Here is a 21,719-nt window from a genome sequence, read left to right as displayed (position 1 = left end):
CGGCACGGTGGGACAGGCCGCGAGGGCGCCACGGCGGGTGTGCCCCGGCAATCACAGGGACGGCTAGGCTCGCGCCCGAGACCGCACTGTCGCAATCGGGAGAACGCCCACCATGGCCAAGAAGCGCCCTCAGTCCAAGGCCGGGAAGCCGCAGCTCAAGGACGGTGAAATCCCGGTCGTAGGGGCTCGTGAGCCCTGCCCGTGCGGTTCGGGCCGCCGTTACAAGGCGTGTCACGGACGCGCCGCCGCCCACGCCGTGACCGAGCTGGTCCAGCGCCCCTTCGAGGGAATCTCCGGCGAGTGCGACTGGATCGCTCTGCGCGAGCTGGTCCCGGCCGCCACCGTCGAGCTGACGCTGAAGGGCGGACTCCCCGAGGGCGTGCCGTCCGTGTCGCTCGCGACCGTGCTGCCGATGGCCTGGCCGGCGCTGCGCCGCGACGACGGCTCCGTCCTCCTCGCCCTGCAGAACGACACCTCGTCCGGCGACCTCAGCCGCGATCTCGCGGACACCCTGCAGCGTGCGCTGGAGGCCGAGCCCGGTTCGCCGGTCACCGCCCGCCGGGTACCTGCCGACGGCCCGCGCCTGCAGGACGTCCTCGACCCCGACGCCGCGTTCGAGCCGGTCGTGCACTCCGGCTTCGAATTCTGGGTCCCGGACGCCGAGAACGCCACGGCGGAGGTGTCGGCATCGCTGGAGCGTGCCAACGCGGCCGCCATCCCCACCACCCGGCTCTCCGGCGTGGACGCGGCCTACTGGTGCGAGACGCCGGACAAGAACCACCTGCGCTGGGTCATGCCGCACCCCGAGGAGCAGCTCCTCGACGCCCTCGCCCGGCTGCACGCGGCGGGCACCTCCTCGCTCGGCGAGGAAACCCGTCTGGTGGGCTCGTTCCGTGCGCACGGGCTCATGGTCCCGGTCTGGGACCTGCCGAGCGCGATGGGAGCGGAGGAGTGCGAGAAGCCCGCGGCACAGTTCGCGGAGCGGCTCGCCGGGGCGCTCGCGTCGGACGCTCCTCTGACGGCCGACGAGCGCCGCGCACGCGGGGGGCTCACCAACCGCCAAGTGACGCTCAGCTGACAGTGACGAGAGCGGGGATGTGACGGTGACTCCCGTCACAACTTCCCGTACCCGTCGGTAAATCGGTGTCCGAATAGGCGAGATCGAATTTGCTAACGGCAGATCTCTTGTTACGGTTCTGGAAGTCCGGTCGCTGGTGCATCCCCCGTCGCCAGCGGCCGGGCGTCCTCGTTTCCAGGCCCGGACGGCCGGGGCGCACGCCGGAGCACTCAGCTCATCGGCAGCCTGCGGCGACTGCCTGCCCCCCACCCGCATCCCGCCCCCCTGCGGATCGACCCCTCCGCAGGCCCGCGCCCGTCAACTCCTGAGCACGGGGCCGGGACCGGCGCAGCGCCGGAGCGGCGCGCGCCCCTGGCCCCTGGCGCACCAGGCGTTCGCTTTCGGACAGAAAATCCACGATGCCGCCGGGCACCGGGAAAGAGCCCACAGCACCTGGGAAACATTCACACCGGCACCACCGCGCGCCCCGTTTCCGCAATCTGCGAAAAGACCGCCAGAAAGCATGCGGGCACCGGCTTTTGCCCGGATGCAATTACATCTTCCTGGTGCGGGCCGCCCGTCGGGCCGCCCGTCGGGCCGCAGGGAAACCGGGCGCCCCCCTGAACGAGTGATCCGCCCGCTGTTCCCGCGTCAGTCGGTCAACCGCCGCCCGCTCAGTACGCGAGCCGGCTCCCGCCGTCCGGAGCGCTGTTGCTCGCCTCGACGAGCGCGTCCAGGACGGATTCCACATCCGGGAGCCACGGCGCGGCGTCCCCCGCCTCCGGCGCGCGTTCCCAGCGCACCTGCCCGGTGCCCACCTCGGACGGGGGCAGGATGAGATAGCCGCCCTCCCCGTGGAACCGCAGGGAGCTGGGCACCCGGTCCTTGGCGTGCAGCAGTTCGCCGAGCCGTTCCAGGGTGTAGGGCTCGACCAGCAGCGACCACCTGGTGGGTGTCGCCACCACAGGGCCGAGCCGTAGCCCCATGCCGTCGAGCGCGGTCAGGGCCCGGGCGCCGGCGACGGCCGGCAGGCTCAGCGCGCAGGGCGCCTGGCCACCGGTGGCCAGTACGACGGGCGCGGTGGGCCGGTTGGTCCACCACCAGCGCACCATGCGCGCGTCGGTGGTCGCCGCGAGCAGGCCGGGGTCGAAGGGGTGTGCGCCTGGTACGGCGCACTCGGGATCGGGACAGGCGCAGCCGCGGCCGCGTTCACCGCGTACGGCTCCCGTCGCCAGCCCTGCTCCGGGGAGCACGGGCCACTTCCGGACGGTGGCACAGACCAGCGCCGCGTCGAGCTGGGCGGAACTTCCCTTGCGCCGGGGCCGGTGCCTGCGTCGCCTTCCGAGGATCTCGCGCATGAGCGCTCGTTCCTTTCCGTTGAACGCCGAGGTCCACATCACACCACGTGCTCGTTACACCACGTGTGCGTCTCTTCGCTGTGCGTGCTTGCTCATCGAGCCTGCGGTACGGACGGTCAGTCGGTGCCGAGCGTGAGCCGAGCCGAGCAGAGTGGAACCGAACAGAATGGAGCTGAGCCGAGTCGAACCGAGTTGAACCGAGCCGAGTCCAGTCAAAACATCGCGCGGTCGGCGTGCGCATCGCGCGTGCCGTCCCTTGTGCAACCCGCCACTCGGGGCGGTGGGTGGGCGGCCGTCACCTGTAAGGACGCCCGGGCTCGCTGTCGGGTTCCGGGGCGGTCACAACTGCCCCCGGCCATCCACGACTACGTACCCCGCATGACCGGGATGACGCTCCCTCCGGCATTTCACCCCGAGGGCTCTCCCTGTCGAGCACGCCCAGTCGATCGCAAAAAACCGCCCGGGGGTGCATTTTTCGGCCAAGTTGGTTGCCTCACGGACACCATAAATACCGTAAGGACAATGCTGGACATCACCTCAGTTGTGCGTGTAGATGTGGGTGCGTGTACATGTGGTTGCACCGATAGCGGCGCAGAACGACATGGGGGTTTGCGATGCTATTCGACAAAACGCACCAGTCGGAAAGCCGATTGCCATGAGCGCCCCCCACCTTCCGAAAGTGGCTGGAATCGATCCCATGGTTCCCGTTTCAACGCACACTGCCGCGCCCGCGGAAGACGTGCCCGCCGCGCCGGGAGCCTTCATCCAGGACCGGCTGGCCGGCTGGGTCTCCGACCTCACCACGCTGCACGAACTCACCGAACGGCTGGCCGGGACCAGCACCCTGGACAGCGCTCTCCATGAGCTCCTGACCGCCGGGGCGGCACTCGTCGGCGCAGGCCGGGGGCTCCTCGTCCTCGAGCCCGCCGACGGCCGCGGGCCGTCCCGCACGATCGGGCTCGGCCTCACCCACGCCGACCTGGGACACATCGAGACGGTGCCCCGCAGCGCCACCGCGTACGGCCGCTTCCTCGACGGCCTCCCGGGTACCGACGCCCCCTTGGCCAGCCCCGACATCCTCGGCGACACCGGCCTCGACCCCCGCTGCCGCGAGGTCGCCGCCCGGCTCGGCTACGCCGCCGGCTACACACAGCCCCTCTCCACCGAGACCGCCGGCCGGCTCGGTGCGGCCGTCTGGCTGTACGACGAACCGGCGGAACCGCTGGAACGCCAGTGCCATCTCGTCGGGGTGTACGCCCGCTACGCCGCGGAACACCTCGCCCGCCTCCTCGAACTCGAACGCGCCAGGGCGGATGCCGCAGTCGTCGCCGAGGAGCTCCTCCCCAGCAGGCTGCCCCGGGTCCCCGGGGTACGGCTGGCCGCCCGCCGCCGGGCCGGACCCGCGGGAGGCGGCGACTGGTACGACGCACTGCCCCTCCCGGACAACGCCCTCGGCCTGGCCGTCGGCTCGGTCGGCGGCTGCGGGCCTGCCTCCCTGGCCGCCACGGGCCGGCTCCGCGCCGGCCTGCGGGCCTACGCCGTGATGGAGGGCGAGGACCCCGTCGCCGTGCTCTCCGACCTCGAACTGCTGCTTCGGCTGACCGAACCGGCCTCCGTGGCGACCGCCCTCTACGCGTACTGCGAACCCGACCGGCGCACGATCGTGTTCGCCGGCGCCGGGCACACCCCGCCGCTGGTGACCGGCGAGCGGCGCACCGAATTCGTCGAGACGACCCTCTCCGCACCGCTCGGCATGCTGTCCTGCTGGGAGGCGCCGAGCGTGGAATTCATGCCCCGGGCCGGCGAAACGGTGCTGTTCTACACCGACGCGCTGCTGCGCCGCACCGGTGACACCCGCGACCGGGCGTTCGCACGGCTGCACTCGGCGGCGGCCGGAGTGCCGAAAGTCCTGCGCCAGGATCCCGGAGCCGTCGCGGACCACATCCTGCGGACCGTCCTGCCCGACGGCACGGACCGGAGCGACGGCTCCGAGGACGTCGCCCTGCTGGCCGCGCGCTTCGACTGAGACCACGGCCGCCGGGCCCCTGAGGACCGCCGGTGGCGGCTCCGGACGTGTAAGAGGTCTTCCGGCACTGGGCCCCCTTCCGTACGCCCGTACGATGGAGAGGGCCCAGTGTCGTACAAGGAGGACAAAACGTGTCTGAGGAGCTCGCCCCGGAGACCCCGGAAACAGCAGAAGCAGAGCCGATCAAGCAGCGGAAGAACGGCCTGTACCCGGGCATTTCCGATGAGCTCGCCGAGAACATGAAGTCCGGCTGGGCCGACACGGAGCTGCACGGCCTGGAGCCGATCGCCCAGGCCTCGTACACCGCCGCCCGCCGCGCCGCGCTCTCCGCGCGCTTCCCCGGCGAGCGTCTCGTCATTCCCGCGGGCAACCTGAAGACCCGCTCCAACGACACCGAGTACGCCTTCCGCGCCTCCACCGAGTACGCGTACCTCACCGGTGACCTGACCCAGGACGGCGTCCTGGTCCTCGAACCGTCCGAGGGCGGGCACGAGGCGACGGTCTACCTGCTGCCCCGCTCCGACCGTGAGAACGGCGAGTTCTGGCTCGACGGCCAGGGTGAGCTCTGGGTCGGCCGCCGCAACTCCCTCACCGAGGCCGAGCAGCTGCTCGGCATCCCGGCGCAGGACGTTCGCGAGCTCCCGGCCGCGCTGGCCAAGGCCACCGGCCCGGTGCGCAACGTCCGTGGGCACGACGCGGGCATCGAAGCGGCCCTCACCGACAAGGTCACCGCGGAGCGCGACGAAGAACTGCGCGTCTTCCTCTCCGAGGCCCGTCTGGTCAAGGACGCCTTCGAGATCGCCGAGCTGCAGAAGGCCTGCGACGCCACGGCGCGCGGCTTCGAGGACGTCGTCAAGGTCCTCGACAAGGCCGAGGCGACGAGCGAGCGCTACATCGAGGGCACCTTCTTCCTGCGCGCCCGCGTCGACGGCAACGACATCGGTTACGGCTCGATCTGCGCGGCCGGTCCCCACGCCACCACGCTGCACTGGGTCCGCAACGACGGCGCGGTCCGCTCCGGCGAACTCCTGCTGCTCGACGCGGGCGTGGAGACCGACGAGCTCTACACCGCCGACGTGACCCGCACGCTGCCCATCAACGGCACGTTCTCGCCGCTGCAGCGGAAGATCTACGACGCGGTGTACGAGGCCCAGGAGGCAGGCATCGCGGCCGTGAAGCCCGGCGCTTCCTTCCGCGACTTCCACGACGCCGCTCAGCGGGTCCTCGCACAGAAGCTGGTCGAGTGGGGCCTGCTGGGCGACCTGCCCGTGGAGAAGGTCCTGGAGCTGGGTCTCCAGCGCCGCTGGACGCTGCACGGCACGGGCCACATGCTCGGCATGGACGTCCACGACTGCGCCGTCGCGCGCACGGAGGCGTACGTCGACGGCACCCTGGAGCCCGGGGTCTGCCTCACGGTCGAGCCCGGACTGTACTTCCAGGCCGACGACCTGACCGTGCCCGAGGAGTACCGGGGGATCGGCGTCCGGATCGAGGACGACATCCTCGTGACCGAGGACGGCAACCGGAACCTGTCCGCCACGCTGCCGCGCCGGTCCGACGAGGTCGAGGCGTGGATGGCCCGGCTCAAGGGCTGACCCGGCCGACGCGGAGGTCCGCGTCCCGTGCGAAGGAGGGCGCGCTGCTCAGGACACCATGAGCAGCGCGCCCTCCCGCCATTTCAGGACCTTGTCGAAGCTCACCACCGCGCCGTGACCCGGCCGGTTGCCGAAATGGACGTGATCGGCGAGCTCCTCGATCAGGCAGAGCCCGCGCCCGCTCTCGGCCGTGACCGGAGGGTGCACCGCGGTGCACGTGTGCGAGGGGTCGCCCGCCGGCCGGGAGGCGGACGGCTCTGCGGCGGTGCGAAGCGTGCGCCGTGAGGGGAAACCGGGCCCCGAGTCGGCGACTTCGATACGGCATTTCTCGCCGTCCAGATACGCGGTGACCCGGTACTGCCCGCAGGCGCGTCCGGGCTGCCCGCCACCGAGGGAGGCCGTGTCGGCGTCTGTGGCCTCACCCGCGTCCCGTAGACCGCCGCCGTGCTCGACGGCGTTCGCACAGGCTTCGCTGAGCGCGACGGAGAGGTCGTAGGAGATGTCGGGATCCACCCCCGCGGTCTCCATGGTGCCGAGCAGAAAACGACGGGCGAGCGGAACGCTCGCAGCTTCGCGCCGCAAATGGAGTGACCACCACATGCTCATGCTCCAGCCTCCTGGCTGCGGCTCGACATACCGATACGTATTGCCGCGATCGGTGATTCGTAAGCACGGATCGGCCACCACGGCGCTCATTCGGCGGATGCGGAGATTCCGCCCCTCGGTGTATGCCCGGCCCGGACCACCGCCTCGGAGCGACCTCGAACCACCCATGAACAGGTGCAACACCCCCTGATCACTCCCTGATGGGGACGGATGCCGACCTTCCGGACCTGCCGTACGGAGCCGGGGGGCTCAGTGGGATGATGACCCGGCCATGTCTATGCCCGTCGCACGCGCAGGAGCCGGTATGCGGCTTTTGAGAACCGCGGTGTTCACCGCGGTCTGCGTCGTGCTCGCAGCCGCCGGACACGGCTTCGCCGCAGGCGTGGGCGTGCCCGGCTGGAGTCTGCTGACAGGCTTCGCCGGAGTCTTCGCCGTCGCGACGGCACTCGCCGGACGTGAGCGGACCCTTCTCTCGATCACCGCCGCCCTCGCGGCCGGGCAGATCGCCCTGCACATCGTCTTCGGGCTCGGGCGGCACGCGCCGGCCACCGCGGCGGGGTCCGGGGACGACTCGCTGATCCGCTTCGCCGCGGGGCTGGTGTGCGGCGCCGGACCGGCACAGCTGAGCGCCGGCGAGGCCCACCGCATCGTGACGACCGCGGGGCTGGACCCCGCGACCGTGGCCCAGGGGCACACACACCTGGCGTCCGGAGCGGCAGCCGCCCCGACGCTCCTGGACACCCTGATGTCCGGCCTGCCCAGCCTCCCCATGCTCCTGGGGCACCTGCTCGCCGCACTCGCCACCGGCTGGCTGCTGCGCCGCGGCGAGATCGCTCTCTTCCGGGTGGCCAGGCTGTCGGCGCACGGCGGCCGGCAGCTCGCGGCCGCGGCCAGGCTGCGCGCGCTGCGGGCGGCGATGGCACTCGTACGCGCACTGCGTGCGGGACTCCCGGGCCGGCCCACGACCGGGCCGCGCCCTCTCCGCAGCGCCGTCGACGCTCCCGCGCCGGCCACCGGGGACCCCCTGCAGCACATGGTGATCAGGCGCGGGCCGCCGCCCGTATACGTACGCGCAGCCTGACGCGACCCCTCGGCCGGGACTCCGGTGAAGAGGTGGTCGTGATGCCGTCGCGCCTCCGCGCGCCGGACCGCCTTTTCCTCATGACCTGTGGAGTGATCCCTGCCATGAACGTTTCCCGCATCGCCCTCGCCGGCGGCGTCGCCGCGTCCACCGTCCTGCTGCTCGCCGGCACCGCCTCCGCCCACGTCAGCGTGCAGCCCCAGGGCGAAGCCGCCAAGGGTGGTTACGCCACCGTCAACTTCAAGGTCCCCAACGAGCGCGACAACGCCTCCACCGTCAAGCTCGAGGTCAACTTCCCGACGGACCACCCGCTGGCGTCCGTCAGCCCGCAGCCGGTGCCCGGCTGGAAGATCGACGTCACCAAGAGCAAGCTGGCCAAGCCGCTCGAGGTGCACGGCAAGAAGATCAACGAGGCGGTCTCCAAGGTCACCTGGACCGCGGACGACAGCGGTATCGAGCCCGGGTTCTTCCAGCAGTTCCCGCTCTCGGTCGGGCAGCTCCCCGAGGACGCCGACCAACTCGTCTTCAAGGCCCTCCAGACGTACAGCAACAAGGAAGTCGTCCGCTGGATCGAGGAGCCCGTCGAGGGCGGCGAGGAGCCCGAGAGCCCTGCTCCCGTCCTCGCGCTGACCGCCCCGGCGGCCGACGCCCACGGCGCCACCGCCGCCGATGACAAGAGCGGCGAGACGGAGAAGGCGAAGGAGATGACCGCGTCGTCGGACGACGCGTCCTCGTCGGGCACCGACAGCACCGCCCGCGTCCTGGGCATCGTCGGCATCGTCGTCGGCGTCGCGGGTGTCGCCTTCGGCGTCCTCGCCGGCCGCCGCCGCAGCGCCTGATACCCGCCTGCCCCACCACCCGTATTCACAGATCAGGAATCAGCTCTCCATGCACAGCAAGAAGACGGTGCTGGCCGCGGCGTTCGCCGCCGCGGCCGCACTGACCCTGTCGGCCTGCGGCAGCGGAGGGGACTCGGCGGACAATTCCGTCGCCGACGTCTCCTCCTCGGCCGGGTCCAAGCCCGCGACCGTGCTCGACCAGCCGTTCACCAAGCCCGACCTCGTACTCACCGACACCCATGGCAAGAAGTACGACCTGCGCGAGAAGACCAAGGGCAAGCCGACTCTCATCTACTTCGGCTACACCAACTGCCCCGACGTGTGCCCGCTGACCATGAGCAACATCGCCATCGCCAAGCGGGCCCTGCCCAAGGCCGAACAGGACAAGCTCCAGGTCGTCTTCGTCACGACGGACCCCGAGCGTGACACCCCGGCGTCCCTGGGCAGCTGGCTCAAGGCTCAGGACCCCGACTTCACCGGTCTCACCGGCGACTTCCCGACCATCCAGGCGGGAGCGCGGCAGATCGGCATCGGCATCGACCCGCCGAAGAAGGAGAAGGACGGCACGGTCGTCTCGATGCACGGTGCCCAGGTCATCGCGTTCTCTCCGAAGACCGACAAGGGGTACGTGCTCTACAGCGAGGACACCACGGCCGAGGACTACACCGAGGACCTCCCTGAGCTCGTCAAGGGGGAGACCCCGTGAACCGCCGCACGGCCGTCGCCGGCGCACTGGCCCTCACCACCGGGCTCGCGCTGACGGCGTGTTCCTCCGACAGCGTGCCGCGGCTGGAGGTGACCGGGGCCTTCATGCCACAGCCCGTCAGCGACATGGCGGCCGGTTTCCTCCTCGTGAAGAACAGCGGCGACGCCACCGACCGGCTCACCTCGGTGACGAGCTCCCTCTCGGACCACGTCTCCATCCACGAGACGAAGAACCGGACGATGCGGATGGTCACGTCGTTCGAGGTGCCCGCCGGCGGCGAGCTCGATCTCGAACGCGGCGGGAACCACATCATGTTCACGGAGCTGAAGCAGCAGCCCAAGCGGGGAGAGACGGTCTCCGTGGAACTGCACTTCGAGAAGGCCGACCCCATCAAGGTCGACATTCCCGTGCGGGAGACCACCTACAACCCGAAGAAGCAGTGAGGTACTGACATCCCATGACGGCTACCGCCCCACGCCTCGGGCCCTCCCCGATACGACGGCCGCTCGCCGTGGCCGCGCTCCTCGCCATGCTGATCAGCCTGCTGCTCGGCCTGGTGCTGGCCGGCGCGAGCCCCGCGTCCGCGCACGCCGCTCTCACGGGGAGCGACCCGCAGGACGGGGCGGTGGTCGCCACCGCGCCCGAGGACGTCACACTCACGTTCTCCGAGCAGATCGCCATGGACGACGACTCGATCCGGGTCCTCGACCCGAACGGTGAGCGCGCCGACGAGGGCGCGCCCCGTGATCTGACGAGCGGCGGCGCCGTGCGGTACGCCGTCCAGCTCCACAGCGGTCTGCCCGACGGTACGTACACCGTGGCCTGGCAGGCCGTCTCCGCGGACAGCCATCCGGTCTCGGGAGCCTTCACCTTCTCCGTCGGCGCCCCCTCGGAGACCACCGTGGCGCTGCCCTCGGGCGGAGCCGGCGGCGGACTCGTGGGGGCGCTCTACGGCATCGCACGCTACGCCGCGTACGCCGGATTCATCCTGCTCGCGGGCGGATCGGCCTTCGTGCTCGCCTGCTGGCAGCGGGGGGCGGGCGCGCGTCCGCTGCAGCGGCTCGTCGTACGCGGCTGGGTCACGCTCACCGCGGCCACCCTGGCCATGCTGCTCCTGCGCAATCCGTACACCGGCACCGGCAAGCTCGCGGACGCCTTCGACCTCGACGGCCTCCAGTCCGTCCTCGACACCAAGCCGGGGGCCGCGCTCGTCTCCCGGCTGCTGCTCCTGGGCGCCTCCGCGCTCTTCATCGCCGTCCTCTTCGGGGCGTACGCCAAGCGCGAGGACGAGAAGGAGAAGCAGGACCTCACCTTCGGACTCGCGACGGGCGGCGCGGTCATCGCCATCGGGATCGCCGGCACGTGGGCGCTGGCCGAGCACGCCTCGACGGGGATCCAGCCGGGCATCGCCATGCCGGTCGACGTGCTCCACCTCCTCGCCGTCGCCGCCTGGCTGGGCGGACTCACCGCACTGCTGGTCGCCCTGTACCGGACGCCGGACGTCACGGGCAGCGCCGTGCGCCGGTTCTCGCGCGTGGCGTTCGGCAGCGTGATCGTGCTCGCCGCGACGGGGCTCTACCAGTCCTGGCGTCAGGTCGGATCGTGGTCCGCGCTGACCGGCACCCGTTACGGGCAGCTGCTGCTCGTGAAGGTGGCACTCGTCGCCGTGCTTCTCGGAGTCGCGTGGATATCGCGGCGTTGGACGGGGCGGCTGACCGAGCGCGCAGGATCCGTGTCCGCCACCGACGACACCGCTGCGGCCGCTGCTTCGGGATCGCCGGAACCCGGCGCCACGTCCGACGAGGATGCCGATCCGGAGCGCGCCGCCCAGCTCTCCCGGCAGCGGGCCGCCCTGACGGCGACGAAGGAGAAGCGCGCCCGCGACGCCGATCCGGACCGCTCCGGGCTGCGGCGTTCCGTGATGGTGGAGACGGGCATCGCCGTGGTGCTGCTCGTCGTCACCACGATCCTCACGTCCACCGAGCCCGGCCGCACCGAGGAGGAGGCCGCGCGAGGCAACACCACGACGGCTCCGGCGCCGGTCACCGGTGGGCAGCTGAACCTGAGCCTGCCCTTCGACACCGGCGGGCGGAACGGCAAGGGGACGGTCCGCCTGGACATCTCGCCCGGCGGGACCAGCGCGAACAGCGTGCACCTCTGGGTCGACGCGCCCGACGGACGCCCGCTGGACGTCCCCGAGGTGAAGCTCGCCTTCACCCTGGAGTCCAAGGACATCGGCCCGCTGCCGGTCGTCCCCGACCGCCTCACCGAGGGGCACTGGACCGCGAGCGGGGTGCAGATCCCGATGGCGGGCGACTGGAAGGTCGCCGTGACGGTGCGCACCTCGGACATCGACCAGACCACCATCGACAAGAACGTGAAGATCGGCTGAGCAGGGTGAGCAAGAAGAAGGACAACCCCACGGACAACGGCACATCCGCCGCCCGCCGCGACGGATCCGGTTCCGGTGGTGCGAGCGTCGTCTCCCGGCGCCGGCTGATCGGCGGCGCGGGCGCGGCCGGCGCGGCGGGCCTTGTCCTGGGCGCGGCGGGCGGTGCGGGCGGCTACGCGGCGACGCGAGGGGATGCGCCGACACCGCTGACGACGGTCGGTTCGACCCAGGCGATGTTTCACGGGAAACATCAAGCGGGGATCACCACTCCGCTTCAGGCCCGCGGGCACCTGGTCGCCTTCGATCTGACGCCCGGCGCGGGGCGCAAGGAGGCAGCCGCCCTGATGCGCCGCTGGTCGGCCGTGGCGGAACGCCTGATGGCCGGAGAGCCGGCGGACAACAGCCGGGCCCACGACACCGGGGTGTCCCTGGATGCCGGGCCGTCCTCCCTGACCGTCACCTTCGGCTTCGGGCGGACCTTCTTCACCCGCACCGGCCTGACCGACCGCCGGCCCGCTGCCCTGGATCCGCTGCCGGCCTTCTCCTCCGACCACCTCGACGCCAAACGGTCGGAGGGCGACCTCTGGGTGCAGATCGGCGCCGACGACGGGCTCGTCGCCTTCCACGCGCTGCGCGCCCTTCAGAAGGAGGCCGGCTCGACGGCCCGGGTGCGCTGGCAGATGAACGGCTTCAACCGCACCCCGGGCGCCACGGACCGTCCGATGACCGCACGCAATCTGATGGGCCAGGTCGACGGCACGAACAATCCGAAACCGGCCGAGAGCGACTTCGAGAAGCGAATCTTCGTGCCGACCGGTGGCTCATCGGCGTACGCCTGGATGGCAGGTGGTTCGTACGCCGTCGTCCGGCGGATCAGGATGCTCCTGGACGACTGGGAGGAGCTCACGGTCAAGCGGCAGGAACAGGTCATCGGGCGGCGCAAGGCGGACGGTGCCCCGCTCAGCGGCGGCTCGGAGGGCACCGAGATGGACCTGGACAAGGCGGGGCCGGACGGCAAGCTGCTGATCCCCGACAACGCACACGCCCGGATCTCCTCCCCCGAGAAGAACGGGGGTGCCGCGATGCTGCGCCGCCCGTTCTCGTACCACGACGGCATCTCCGACGACGGCACCCCGGACGCCGGTCTGCTCTTCATCTGCTGGCAGGCCGATCCGTTCAAGGGGTTCATTCCGGTCCAGCGCAAGCTCGACCGGGGAGACGCGCTCTCCCCGTTCATCCGGCACGAGGCGAGCGGCCTCTTCGCCGTACCCGGGGGCCCCGCGTCCGGGGAGTACGTGGGGCAGCGGCTGCTGGAGGCGTGAGGCCGCGCGGCCTCACGCCCGTCCGCCGGGGCCGGGCCCACGGCGCCGTACACCCGCCGGCGCGAGGCGCACGGCGCCGTCCGGCGGCCCATTAGGGTGACCGTATGTCAGCCACGCGCTACGCCTATCTCGGCCCCGAAGGCACCTTCACCGAGGTGGCCCTCCGTACGCTCCCCGAAGCCGCCACCCGTGAACTCGTCCCGATGGTCTCGGTGCCGACGGCACTGGACGCCGTGCGGAACGGGGAGGCGGCGGCGGCACTCGTCCCCATCGAGAACTCCGTGGAGGGCGGGATCACCACGACTCTCGACCAGCTGACCACGGGCGATCCGCTGATGATCTACCGGGAAGTGCTGCTCTCCATCACGTTCGCCCTGCTGGTCCGCCCCGGGACGAAGCTGTCGGACATCAAGACCGTCAGCGCCCACCCGGCCGCACAGCCGCAGGTGCGCAACTGGATGGCGGCCCATCTGCCGAACGCGGTGTGGGAGTCGGCGGCCTCGAACGCCGACGGGGCGCGGCTGGTCCAGGAGGGGCGCTACGACGCCGCCTTCGCCGGTGAGTTCGCCGCGGCGACCTACGGGCTGGAAACACTGGTCACGGAGATCCACGACGCGGAGAACGCCCAGACCCGCTTCGTCCTGGTGGGGCGCCCCGCCAGGCCCTCCGCGCCCACGGGGGCCGACAAGACCTCCGTGGTCATCTGGCTCGGCGACGACCGTCCGGGCGCCCTCCTGGAGCTGCTCCAGGAGTTCACCGTCCGAGGCGTCAACCTGATGCTGATCCAGTCCCGGCCCACCGGGGAAGGCATCGGGAACTACTGCTTCGCCGTGGACGCCGAGGGGCACATCGCGGACCGGCGCGTCGGCGAGGCGCTGATGGGGCTGAAGCGGATCTGCCCGAAGGTCCGGTTCCTGGGTTCGTATCCGCGCGCGGGGGTGACGCCCGAAGAGGTGAGTCCCTTGCGGATCGGGACGTCGGACACCGACTTCACCGAGGCCTCCGACTGGCTGGCCCGCAGCCAGGACGGCCGCGTCTGAAGCCTGTGGGAAGGGGCCGACCCGAACGCTGTCGGTCCTCCCTGCAGATTTTCATTCCACGCGCAAAGTTATCCACAGGCCGTCCCTCCGACCTGGGGACAAGTCGACACCGCAACACGACATGGTCGACAAATCACCCCAGTACCCCTGGACCCCCCACGAGGTCACAGCTCCCCCCGTGTCCCTCCAATTCCATTGATCACCTCATTGGAACGAGGAATACCCACCCGAATGAGTGCGCGGGTGAGGTTTGAGTTGCGGATCCCTGCCCCGTCATGCCGCTTTCGGAACGATCTATTCCGGCATCCACAGATCTTCTTCACAGCCTGTGGATAACTAATTGGATCAACGAGAGCCTGTGGACAACGCACCTCGCCGTCGCCCCCAACTCCCCGCCCACGCACCGGCGATGCGTCAAGCGACGGGACGCCTTGTTCCCTTTTCGTGGCAATGCGACCCTTTTATTGACGATCTTCACCCCGCCGTCGGCCCGCGACTCCCCCAGGGTTATCGATTCCGGCAATTCGGGCAAACCGCCACGCTCGTCGATATCGGTTCGAGCGGTGGATCCCCGCACCGGTAGCCTTGAGGGGTGATTGACCTTCGCCTGCTCCGTGAGGACCCCGACCGTGTTCGCGCCTCCCAGCGCGCCCGTGGAGAGGACGTCGCGCTCGTCGACGCCCTGCTCTCCGCCGACGAGCTGCGCAGGTCGTCCGGCATCCGCTTCGACGAACTCCGCTCCGAGCAGAAGTCGCTCGGAAAGCTGATCCCCAAGGCCACCCCCGAGGAGCGTGCCGAGCTCCTCAAGAAGGCCGATCAGCTGAAGTCCGAGGTGAAGGCGGCCGATGCCGCACAGGACGAGGCCGACGCCGAGGCCAAGCGGCTGCTCCTGCTGCTCGGCAACATCGTCCACGAGGACGTGCCGGTCGGCGGCGAGGAGGACTTCGTCGTCCTGGAGACGCACGGCACGATCCGTGACTTCGGCGCGGAGGGCTTCGAGCCCAAGGACCACCTGGAGCTCGGCGAGGCGCTGGGCGCCATCGACATGGAGCGCGGCGCCAAGGTGTCCGGATCGCGCTTCTACTACCTGACCGGCATCGGCGCGCTGCTCGAGCTGGCCCTGGTCAACGCGGCGATCGCCCAGGCCACCGAGGCCGGCTTCATCCCCATGCTGACCCCCGCACTGGTCCGCCCGCGGGCCATGGAGGGCACGGGCTTCCTCGGCCAGGCCGCGGAGAACGTGTACCACCTGGAGAAGGACGACTTCTACCTGGTCGGCACGTCGGAGGTCCCCCTCGCGGCGTACCACATGGACGAGATCCTCGACGCCGACAAGCTGCCGCTGCGGTACGCGGGCTTCTCGCCCTGCTTCCGCCGCGAGGCGGGCACGTACGGCAAGGACACCCGGGGCATCTTCCGTGTCCACCAGTTCGACAAGGTCGAGATGTTCTCGTACGTCGACCCGGCGGATGCCGAGGCCGAGCACCGCAGGCTCCTGGACTGGGAGAAGCAGTGGCTCACCGGCCTTGAGCTGCCGTTCCAGGTGATCGACGTCGCGACCGGCGACCTGGGGTCCTCGGCCTCGCGGAAGTTCGACTGCGAGGCGTGGATCCCGACCCAGGGCAAGTACCGCGAGCTGACCTCCGCGTCGAACTGCGACGGCTTCCAGGCACGCCGGCTCTCCGTCCGTATGCGCGACGGGAAGAAGGTCCAGCCGCTGGCCACGCTGAACGGCACGCTCTGCGCCGTACCGCGCACGATCGTGGCGCTCCTGGAGAACCACCAGCTGCCCGACGGTTCGGTGCGAGTGCCGGAGGTCCTCCGTCCGTACCTGGGCGGGCGCGAGCTGCTGGAGCCGGTCTCCAAGTGACCTTCGCGTACAAGCTCGTAGCGACCGATCTCGACGGCACCCTGCTGCGCGACGACCACACGGTCTCCGACCGCACCAGGGAGGCGCTGGCCGCGGTGACCGCGGCCGGCGCCGCGCACATCGTCGTCACCGGACGCGCCGTGCCGTGGACCCGGCACATCCTGGACGACCTGGGCTACAAGGGCCTGGCGGTGTGCGGCCAGGGCGCGCAGGTCTACCACGCGGGCGAGCACAAGCTGCTGACCTCCCTCACCCTGGACCGGCAGCTCGCGGGGCTCGCGCTGTCCAAGATCGAGGCGGAGGTCGGCCCGCTCGCGCTGGCGGCGAGCCGTGACGGACTCGAGGGCGAGGTGCTGGTCGGGCCCGGTTATCAGGTGCAGGAGGGGCCTTTGCCCGCCGTCTTCATGGCCGACCCCGCCGAGATGTGGACCGCTCCGCTGAACAAGGTCTACATACAGCACCCCGAGCTCGACGACGACGCACTGGCACAAGCCGCCCGGCAGGTCGTCGGCAGCCTGGTGAACGTCGTCATGGCGGGCCCGGGGGTCGTGGAGATCCTGCCCCTGGGGCTGAGCAAGGCGACCGGGCTCTCGCTCGCCGCCCGCCGTCTGGGACTCAAGGCGGCGGACACCGTGGCGTTCGGTGACATGCCGAACGACATCCCCATGTTCGGCTGGGCGCAGCACGGCGTGGCCATGGCCAACGCGCACGACGACCTGAAGGCCGTGGCGCACGAGATCACCGCGTCGAACGAGCACGACGGCATCGCGGTGGTGCTCGAGGAGCTGCTCCGGACGCCCACGCGCGCGTAGCTTCGGGCCCCGCTTCGGTCTTCGGTCTCCGGCGGAGGATGCGCGGATCGAACGCGCGCGGGGTCACGCCCCGACGACGGCTTAGCAAGCCGCTGCCTTACCACTCGGCCAATCCTCCGGGGGGTGGCCGCGGGCGCGACGCGCAGCGGGGGCCACCCGGGGGTCCTGCTGCGGGCGACTGCGGGCAGCTGATGAAGCTACCGCGGTGCCGGCTGCGGACCGCCCTGTCGGGAACACGACGGACTCGGACTCCTGGTCATCGCCGCGCTCCTCTCCCGGTCCTCATGAACGGCGCCTTCCCGCGCCGTCCCCCTCACTGTGCCGGAGACCGGAGTCCGGGGGCCACTCATTATCCGGTGGCCCCCGGGACGTACGTCAGCCGCTCGTGCGGCGGCCCAGATCCCTCAGCCGGTGCGCGAGTTCGTCCATGCGGGCATCGAGCCGGATGACGTCCTGCGACACGTCGGTGAGCCGGAGGCTGATCGCACCGACGACCTGATGGGTCGCATCGAGCTTCCGGTCGAGGGAGTCGAGCCGCTGCGACATCCGGCCGAGCACGGGGCCGAGCTCCTGGAGCGCGCTTCCCACGCCGGCGAGGCAGCCCTCGATGCGGGTGACGCGCCGGTCGAGCGAGACGTAGGAGGCCCTGAGGTCCTCCTCCGCGTCGAGCAGGTGGGTCCGGACGCTGCGCGCGATGTCGCTGTCGCGAAGAAGCATGGCGACGTTGAGCACGGTCCTGCGGGTGTACAGCGTGAGCTGCGTGGCCGCCTGTGGATAACTTTCCGCCGCCTCGGCACCCCATAGGGACACGATGTCCCTATGGAAGATGCGCAGCTCATCGCCGCGCAACAGCCTGAGGCCATTCTCCTCCACCTCGGCACGATGGCGTTGGGTCAGCTTCTTGACGACCTCGGTGGATACTTCGAAGTAGCGAGCCACTTCCTCTGTGCGAAGGTGAATTCCATCAGGGAGCATGACAAGGCTCTTGACCTTGTCGAGGACTTCGACGCGCCTCATCTGCTCGACCCGGAGGGCTTGGGATTCGAGCAGGGCGACTTCCGTGGGCATGGGTGTGCCTCTCGTGCGTGGGAACGGCAAGGAGAGCCCTGTCCCCGGGCTGCGAGGGCGGAGGTCGCTCACGGTTGCCACTCACTCGATGACCGGCCGGTGGGCGCTCGCCTCACCGCTGCCGGCATTCCCCGAATTCACGAAAGCTCGACGCCACAGATTCCAGTTGCCTCCACGCACCCTGTACAACGAGCCGACAACCGTACAGTCACGCGACCCGGCCGCCCCCGCACACGGAACAACCCCCGCCCGGTGGGCGGGGGTTGCAGGGGCCGCGGGGCGGCCGGTCTCACTCCTCGCCGGCGAGCTTCAGCGCCCGCAGCTTCTGACCCGCGTACCACGTGGCCACGACCGTCACGCCGATCAGCAGGAGGGTCGCGACCGGCAGGCCGACGTCCGAGGTGACCGCGCCCTCCCCTGCGACCTTCTCGGCGACCGAGAGGGACCACTGCTGCACACTGAGCGTCCTGGCCCCCGGAACCAGGCTGCCGAAGAGCGCCTCCCACACCAGCGCGTAGACCAGGCCGAACACGACCGCGTGCCGGCTGACCGTGCCGAGCAGCAGGAAGAGCGCGCTGTACGCGATCGAGGCGACCAGCGCCGCGATCGTGTAGGCCACGGCGATCTGCCCCCCGTTGCCGTTGAGGATCAGGCCCGCGACGAACGTGGGCAGCGCCGAGAACAGCATCGTCACGGCGACGGCGACGATGAGTTTGGTGAAGACGATCGTGGGCCGCTTCACCGGCTTGGCGAGCAGATAGACGATCGAGCCGTCGTCGATCTCCGGCCCGATGGCACCGGTGCCCGCGATGACACCGATGAGGGGGACCATCGTGGCGATGGCGAAACCGCCCAGCACCCCGGAGGCCACACCGTCATCGGCACCGGCGAACGCCCGTACCGCCACGGCGATGGCCACCAGCAGGACCGGCAGGACGAACAGGATGGCGGCCCGGCGCCGGCCGAGCAGGGCCCGGTAGGTGAGCCGGGCGACTGTGGGGTCGTACATGACGCTTCACAGCTCCTTTCAGGCCACTACTCAGGCCGCTACGAGATAGGAAAAGACCGATTCGAGGGACTCGTCGGACGGGGAGACGGTGAGCAGCCGGATGCCGTGTTCGCGCGCGACCTTCGGCAGCAGCGTCGTGAACCGCCCGAAGTCGACCGCCTGGATGCGCAGGGCCTTCTCCGTGACGTCGACCTCGATCCCCGCCGTCGAGGGGTCCGCGATGAGCGCGGCGGCGAGTGCCCGGTCGTCACTGGACCGGACGAGATAGCGGTGCGGCCGGTCCGTCATCAGCCGGCGGATCTTCCGGAAGTCGCCCGACGCCGCGTGGCGGCCGGCCACGATCACCTCGATGTGCGAGGCGAGTTGCTCGACCTCCTCGAGGATGTGGGAGGAGAAGAGCACCGTGCGGCCCTCCGCTCCCATCCGGCGCAGCAGCTCCATGAGCTGCATCCGCTGGCGCGGGTCCATGCCGTTGAACGGCTCGTCGAGGAGCAGCACCGAGGGGTCGTGGACCAGCGCGGACGCCATCTTCACGCGCTGGCGCATGCCCTTGCTGTACGTCGAGATCTTGCGGTCCTGCGCGTACTCCATCTCGACCGTGGCCAGCGCCTTGTGCGCGGCCGCGTCGCCCAGTCCGTGCAACTCGGCGTTGGCGACGACGAACTCGCGGCCGGTCAGGAAGTCGTACATGCCCTCCCGCTCCGGCACGATCCCGATCGCCTTGTAGACCGTCTCGTTGCGCCAGATCTGTGTGCCGTCGAGCGTGACCTTGCCGGTCGACGGCGCGAGGAATCCGGCCATCATGTTGATCAGGGTGGACTTCCCGGCCCCGTTGGGCCCGAGCAGGCCGGTGACTCCGGGGCCCACGGTCATGCTCACGTCGTTGACGGCGACCACGTTGCCGAACCAGCGGGAGGTGTGGTCGATCTCGATGGTGGTCACAGGCCGACCCTCCGGTAGCGGCGCATCAGTACGGCGTAAGAGCCGGCGACGAGCGCGAGAACAACGATCAGATAGACCACACCGGCGGCGGCTCCGGGCCCTTCACCGCCAGGGAAGGCGGAGGAGGCCCCGAGGAACGCGGTCTGCACCCCGTCGATCAGCGTGATGGGCGAGAACAGCCCGAGCCAGGTGATGGCACCGGCCGAACCCGTCTCCCAGGCGATCGCCTGGACCGTGGAGACCGCACCGTAGGTGATGGTCAGTACGGCGATCACGGCGGCGACTCCGAAGCCCCTGCGCGGCGTCAGCGCGGCGACCACGAGTCCGAGCCCGGCGAACAGCACGGAGAGCAGGGCCACCGAGACCATCCCCTGACCGAATCCCTTGGCCTGGTCGGCGAAGTCGAACTTGGCCAGCAGCGAGCCCACGAAAAGGATGACGAGGGGCAGACCGGTGAGGATCAGCAGGGCCGACGTCATGGCCGCGAACTTGGCGACCACGTAGTCGACGCGTTCGATCGGCCGCGAGAAGTACAGCGGCACGCTCTTGAAGCGAAGGTCCCTGGACACCGACTGCGGCGCCTGGGAGGCGATGAAGAGTCCGATCACTGCCTGGAGGTAGATAGCGAAGTCCGTGTACCTGATGGGGAGTTTCGTCATCCCGGGCGTGGCGATGGCGACCGCGACGAGGATCAGAGCCACCAGGCACATCACCCCGCACAGAAGCATCGGCAGCACCTTGGACTTGGCGGACCTGCCCAGTCCGAACGAGCCCCGCAGGGACTGCGAGTACAGCGATCGGCGGGCGTAGCCCCGGCCGAGCCGGGCTCCGTCGTAGGAGCGGTATCCGATGTTGTGGATCCGGGAGGTGTCGCTCCCGGCCGCGGTCCCGGTCTCAGTGCTCATCGCGACCGCTCCCCTTCTGCTGTCCGGCACCCGCTGTCGCGGCCACGGCCGCCCGCGGTGCCTCGTCGGTGCGGAAGACCTCGGCGATGTGGTGGCGCCGCTGTTCCATCCGGATGAGACCCAGCCCGAGGCCGGCGACGCTGTCGCGGACCACGTCGTACGTCTCCTCGCCCGTCGCCTCCACCAGGAGGATGTGTCCTGCGCCCGGCAGCCCTTCGGCGTCGAGGCCGTCGTGTCCGACGAGCTTGATCCCGGCCCCGGTGAGGGCCCGGCGCAGCGCGTCCGTACCGTCCGGGTGGGTGTCGCTGTCGGTGACCTCGACGGCCAGCGTCGTGGTCGTCTGGGTGAAGTCGCTGGTGGAGCTGGAGCGCAGCAGCGCGCCGCCGTCGATGACGACGACGTGGTCGCAGGTCCTCTCGAGCTCTCCGAGTAGGTGCGAGGTGACCAGCACCGAGATGCCGAAGTCGGTGTGGACACGGCGGATCAGACCGAGCATCTCGTCACGGCCGACGGGGTCCAGCCCGTTGGTCGGCTCGTCGAGGAGGACCAGCTTCGGGTCGTGGACCAGCGCTTGGGCCAGCTTCACCCGCTGCTTCATACCGGTCGAGTAGCCGCCGATGGGGCGGTAGCGCTCCTCGTACAGCCCGACGTGGCGCAGGGTGTCCGCGGTGCGTTCTCGTGCCGCGGTGGGCGGCAGCCCGGACATCCGCGCCATGTGGACGACGAACTCGGTCGCCGAGACGTCGGGGGGCAGGCAGTCGTGCTCGGGCATGTATCCGACCCGCTCCCGGATGGCGGCGCCCTCGGTGGCGACGTCGAGCCCGAGCACCGCGGCCCGGCCTTCGGTGGCGGGGGACAGACCCAGCAGGATCTTGATCAGTGTGGACTTGCCGGCTCCGTTGGAACCCACCAGGCCGGTTACACCCGGTCCGATGTCCAAGGAGAGCCGGTCAAGCGCGGTCACCCTCGGGAACCGCATGCTCAGGCTTTCGGTTGCGATCACAGTCACGTCGTCGACGGTAGTGGCGCCCGCCACAGGAGTCGTCAGACCAGGCGGCTGGATCCGCGTCAGACTCGAGGCGTACGGACCC

19 protein-coding genes and 1 tRNA gene are annotated in these 21,719 nt (G+C 70.3%); 12 read left to right on the top strand and 8 right to left on the bottom strand.

Translation table 11 applies throughout. The annotated features are described in order from the left end of the window. The first annotated feature begins 112 nt into the window (after positions 1-112). The gene (locus ACIBCU_RS17305; RefSeq protein WP_104787506.1) at positions 113-1,078 is read left to right on the top strand and encodes a DUF5926 family protein; all 966 of its coding nucleotides are present in this window, start codon (positions 113-115) and stop codon (positions 1,076-1,078) included. 653 nt (positions 1,079-1,731) lie between these two features. Here ACIBCU_RS17305 and ACIBCU_RS17300 read toward each other — a convergent pair. Beyond that, positions 1,732-2,415 (bottom strand): bifunctional DNA primase/polymerase, encoded by a 684-nt coding sequence (locus ACIBCU_RS17300; protein WP_399232143.1) that lies wholly within the window; start codon positions 2,413-2,415, stop codon positions 1,732-1,734. Positions 2,416-3,016: 601 nt separating this feature from the next. Between ACIBCU_RS17300 and ACIBCU_RS17295 the strand changes: the two genes are divergently transcribed. Both ACIBCU_RS17295 and ACIBCU_RS17290 read left to right on the top strand, forming a co-directional pair. Next, on the top strand, positions 3,017-4,441 hold the full coding sequence (locus ACIBCU_RS17295) for a PP2C family protein-serine/threonine phosphatase (RefSeq protein WP_362930746.1): 1,425 nt from the start codon (positions 3,017-3,019) through the stop codon (positions 4,439-4,441). A gap of 131 nt (positions 4,442-4,572) precedes the next feature. Then, positions 4,573-6,036: an aminopeptidase P family protein gene (locus tag ACIBCU_RS17290; protein ID WP_399232140.1), complete on the top strand. Its 1,464-nt coding sequence runs from the start codon at positions 4,573-4,575 to the stop codon at positions 6,034-6,036. Positions 6,037-6,084: 48 nt separating this feature from the next. Here the strand turns inward: ACIBCU_RS17290 and ACIBCU_RS17285 are convergent, their stop codons facing one another. After that, positions 6,085-6,642: an ATP-binding protein gene (locus ACIBCU_RS17285; protein ID WP_399232138.1), complete on the bottom strand. Its 558-nt coding sequence runs from the start codon at positions 6,640-6,642 to the stop codon at positions 6,085-6,087. A gap of 271 nt (positions 6,643-6,913) precedes the next feature. Here ACIBCU_RS17285 and ACIBCU_RS17280 point away from each other — a divergent pair, with 271 nt between their 5' ends. From ACIBCU_RS17280 to ACIBCU_RS17240, 9 genes are all read left to right on the top strand, one after another. Next, positions 6,914-7,723, top strand: a complete 810-nt coding sequence (locus ACIBCU_RS17280; protein ID WP_362930752.1) for a hypothetical protein — start codon at positions 6,914-6,916, stop codon at positions 7,721-7,723. A 104-nt stretch (positions 7,724-7,827) separates the two neighbouring features. Next, the gene (locus tag ACIBCU_RS17275; protein WP_399232135.1) at positions 7,828-8,562 is read left to right on the top strand and encodes a YcnI family protein; all 735 of its coding nucleotides are present in this window, start codon (positions 7,828-7,830) and stop codon (positions 8,560-8,562) included. Positions 8,563-8,611: 49 nt separating this feature from the next. Continuing rightward, positions 8,612-9,268 (top strand): SCO family protein, encoded by a 657-nt coding sequence (locus ACIBCU_RS17270; RefSeq protein ID WP_362930756.1) that lies wholly within the window; start codon positions 8,612-8,614, stop codon positions 9,266-9,268. Further along, on the top strand, positions 9,265-9,711 hold the full coding sequence (locus tag ACIBCU_RS17265; protein ID WP_362930758.1) for a copper chaperone PCu(A)C: 447 nt from the start codon (positions 9,265-9,267) through the stop codon (positions 9,709-9,711). Before ACIBCU_RS17270 ends, ACIBCU_RS17265 begins: the two co-directional genes overlap by 4 nt. A 14-nt stretch (positions 9,712-9,725) precedes the next feature. Then, positions 9,726-11,660 carry a copper resistance CopC/CopD family protein gene (locus ACIBCU_RS17260; protein WP_399232133.1) on the top strand — a complete coding sequence of 645 codons (1,935 nt, stop codon included), beginning with the start codon at positions 9,726-9,728 and terminating at the stop codon, positions 11,658-11,660. A 5-nt stretch (positions 11,661-11,665) separates the two neighbouring features. Beyond that, a complete protein-coding gene (gene efeB, locus ACIBCU_RS17255) occupies positions 11,666-12,982 on the top strand; it encodes an iron uptake transporter deferrochelatase/peroxidase subunit (protein ID WP_399232130.1) in 1,317 nt (438 codons plus the stop codon). Positions 12,983-13,086: 104 nt separating this feature from the next. Continuing rightward, positions 13,087-14,022 carry a prephenate dehydratase gene (pheA, locus tag ACIBCU_RS17250; RefSeq protein WP_399232128.1) on the top strand — a complete coding sequence of 312 codons (936 nt, stop codon included), beginning with the start codon at positions 13,087-13,089 and terminating at the stop codon, positions 14,020-14,022. Positions 14,023-14,614: 592 nt separating this feature from the next. Further along, positions 14,615-15,892, top strand: a complete 1,278-nt coding sequence (serS, locus tag ACIBCU_RS17245) for a serine--tRNA ligase (RefSeq protein WP_362927587.1) — start codon at positions 14,615-14,617, stop codon at positions 15,890-15,892. Then, positions 15,889-16,704 carry an HAD family hydrolase gene (locus ACIBCU_RS17240; protein ID WP_362927586.1) on the top strand — a complete coding sequence of 272 codons (816 nt, stop codon included), beginning with the start codon at positions 15,889-15,891 and terminating at the stop codon, positions 16,702-16,704. Before serS ends, ACIBCU_RS17240 begins: the two co-directional genes overlap by 4 nt. Positions 16,705-16,736: 32 nt before the next feature. On the opposite strand, the gene ACIBCU_RS17235 is transcribed toward ACIBCU_RS17240, so the two are convergent. The 6 genes from ACIBCU_RS17235 to ACIBCU_RS17210 all read right to left on the bottom strand — a co-directional run bounded on the left by ACIBCU_RS17235 (position 16,737) and on the right by ACIBCU_RS17210 (position 21,607). Next, positions 16,737-16,822 (bottom strand) — tRNA-Ser (locus tag ACIBCU_RS17235). Between the two features lie 257 nt (positions 16,823-17,079). Next, a complete protein-coding gene (locus tag ACIBCU_RS17230; RefSeq protein WP_362927585.1) occupies positions 17,080-17,772 on the bottom strand; it encodes a hypothetical protein in 693 nt (230 codons plus the stop codon). A 289-nt stretch (positions 17,773-18,061) separates the two neighbouring features. Continuing rightward, entirely contained in the window at positions 18,062-18,781 is a 720-nt protein-coding gene (locus tag ACIBCU_RS17225; protein WP_362927584.1) for an ABC transporter permease, read from the bottom strand. A gap of 30 nt (positions 18,782-18,811) precedes the next feature. Continuing rightward, positions 18,812-19,723: an ABC transporter ATP-binding protein gene (locus tag ACIBCU_RS17220; RefSeq protein WP_362927583.1), complete on the bottom strand. Its 912-nt coding sequence runs from the start codon at positions 19,721-19,723 to the stop codon at positions 18,812-18,814. Beyond that, positions 19,720-20,628, bottom strand: coding sequence for an ABC transporter permease (locus tag ACIBCU_RS17215; RefSeq protein WP_362927582.1), 909 nt, complete (start codon positions 20,626-20,628; stop codon positions 19,720-19,722). The genes ACIBCU_RS17220 and ACIBCU_RS17215 overlap by 4 nt, the downstream gene beginning before the upstream one ends. Beyond that, positions 20,618-21,607 (bottom strand): ABC transporter ATP-binding protein, encoded by a 990-nt coding sequence (locus ACIBCU_RS17210; protein WP_399232334.1) that lies wholly within the window; start codon positions 21,605-21,607, stop codon positions 20,618-20,620. Before ACIBCU_RS17210 ends, ACIBCU_RS17215 begins: the two co-directional genes overlap by 11 nt. Between the last annotated feature and the right edge of the window lie 112 nt (positions 21,608-21,719).

It is taken from the genome of Streptomyces sp. NPDC051064 (genome assembly GCF_044455985.1).
GTDB lineage: Bacteria > Actinomycetota > Actinomycetes > Streptomycetales > Streptomycetaceae > Streptomyces.
The sequence above is the reverse complement of the archived record's forward strand: the minus strand, read 5'-3'. Positions and strand labels throughout refer to the sequence as shown.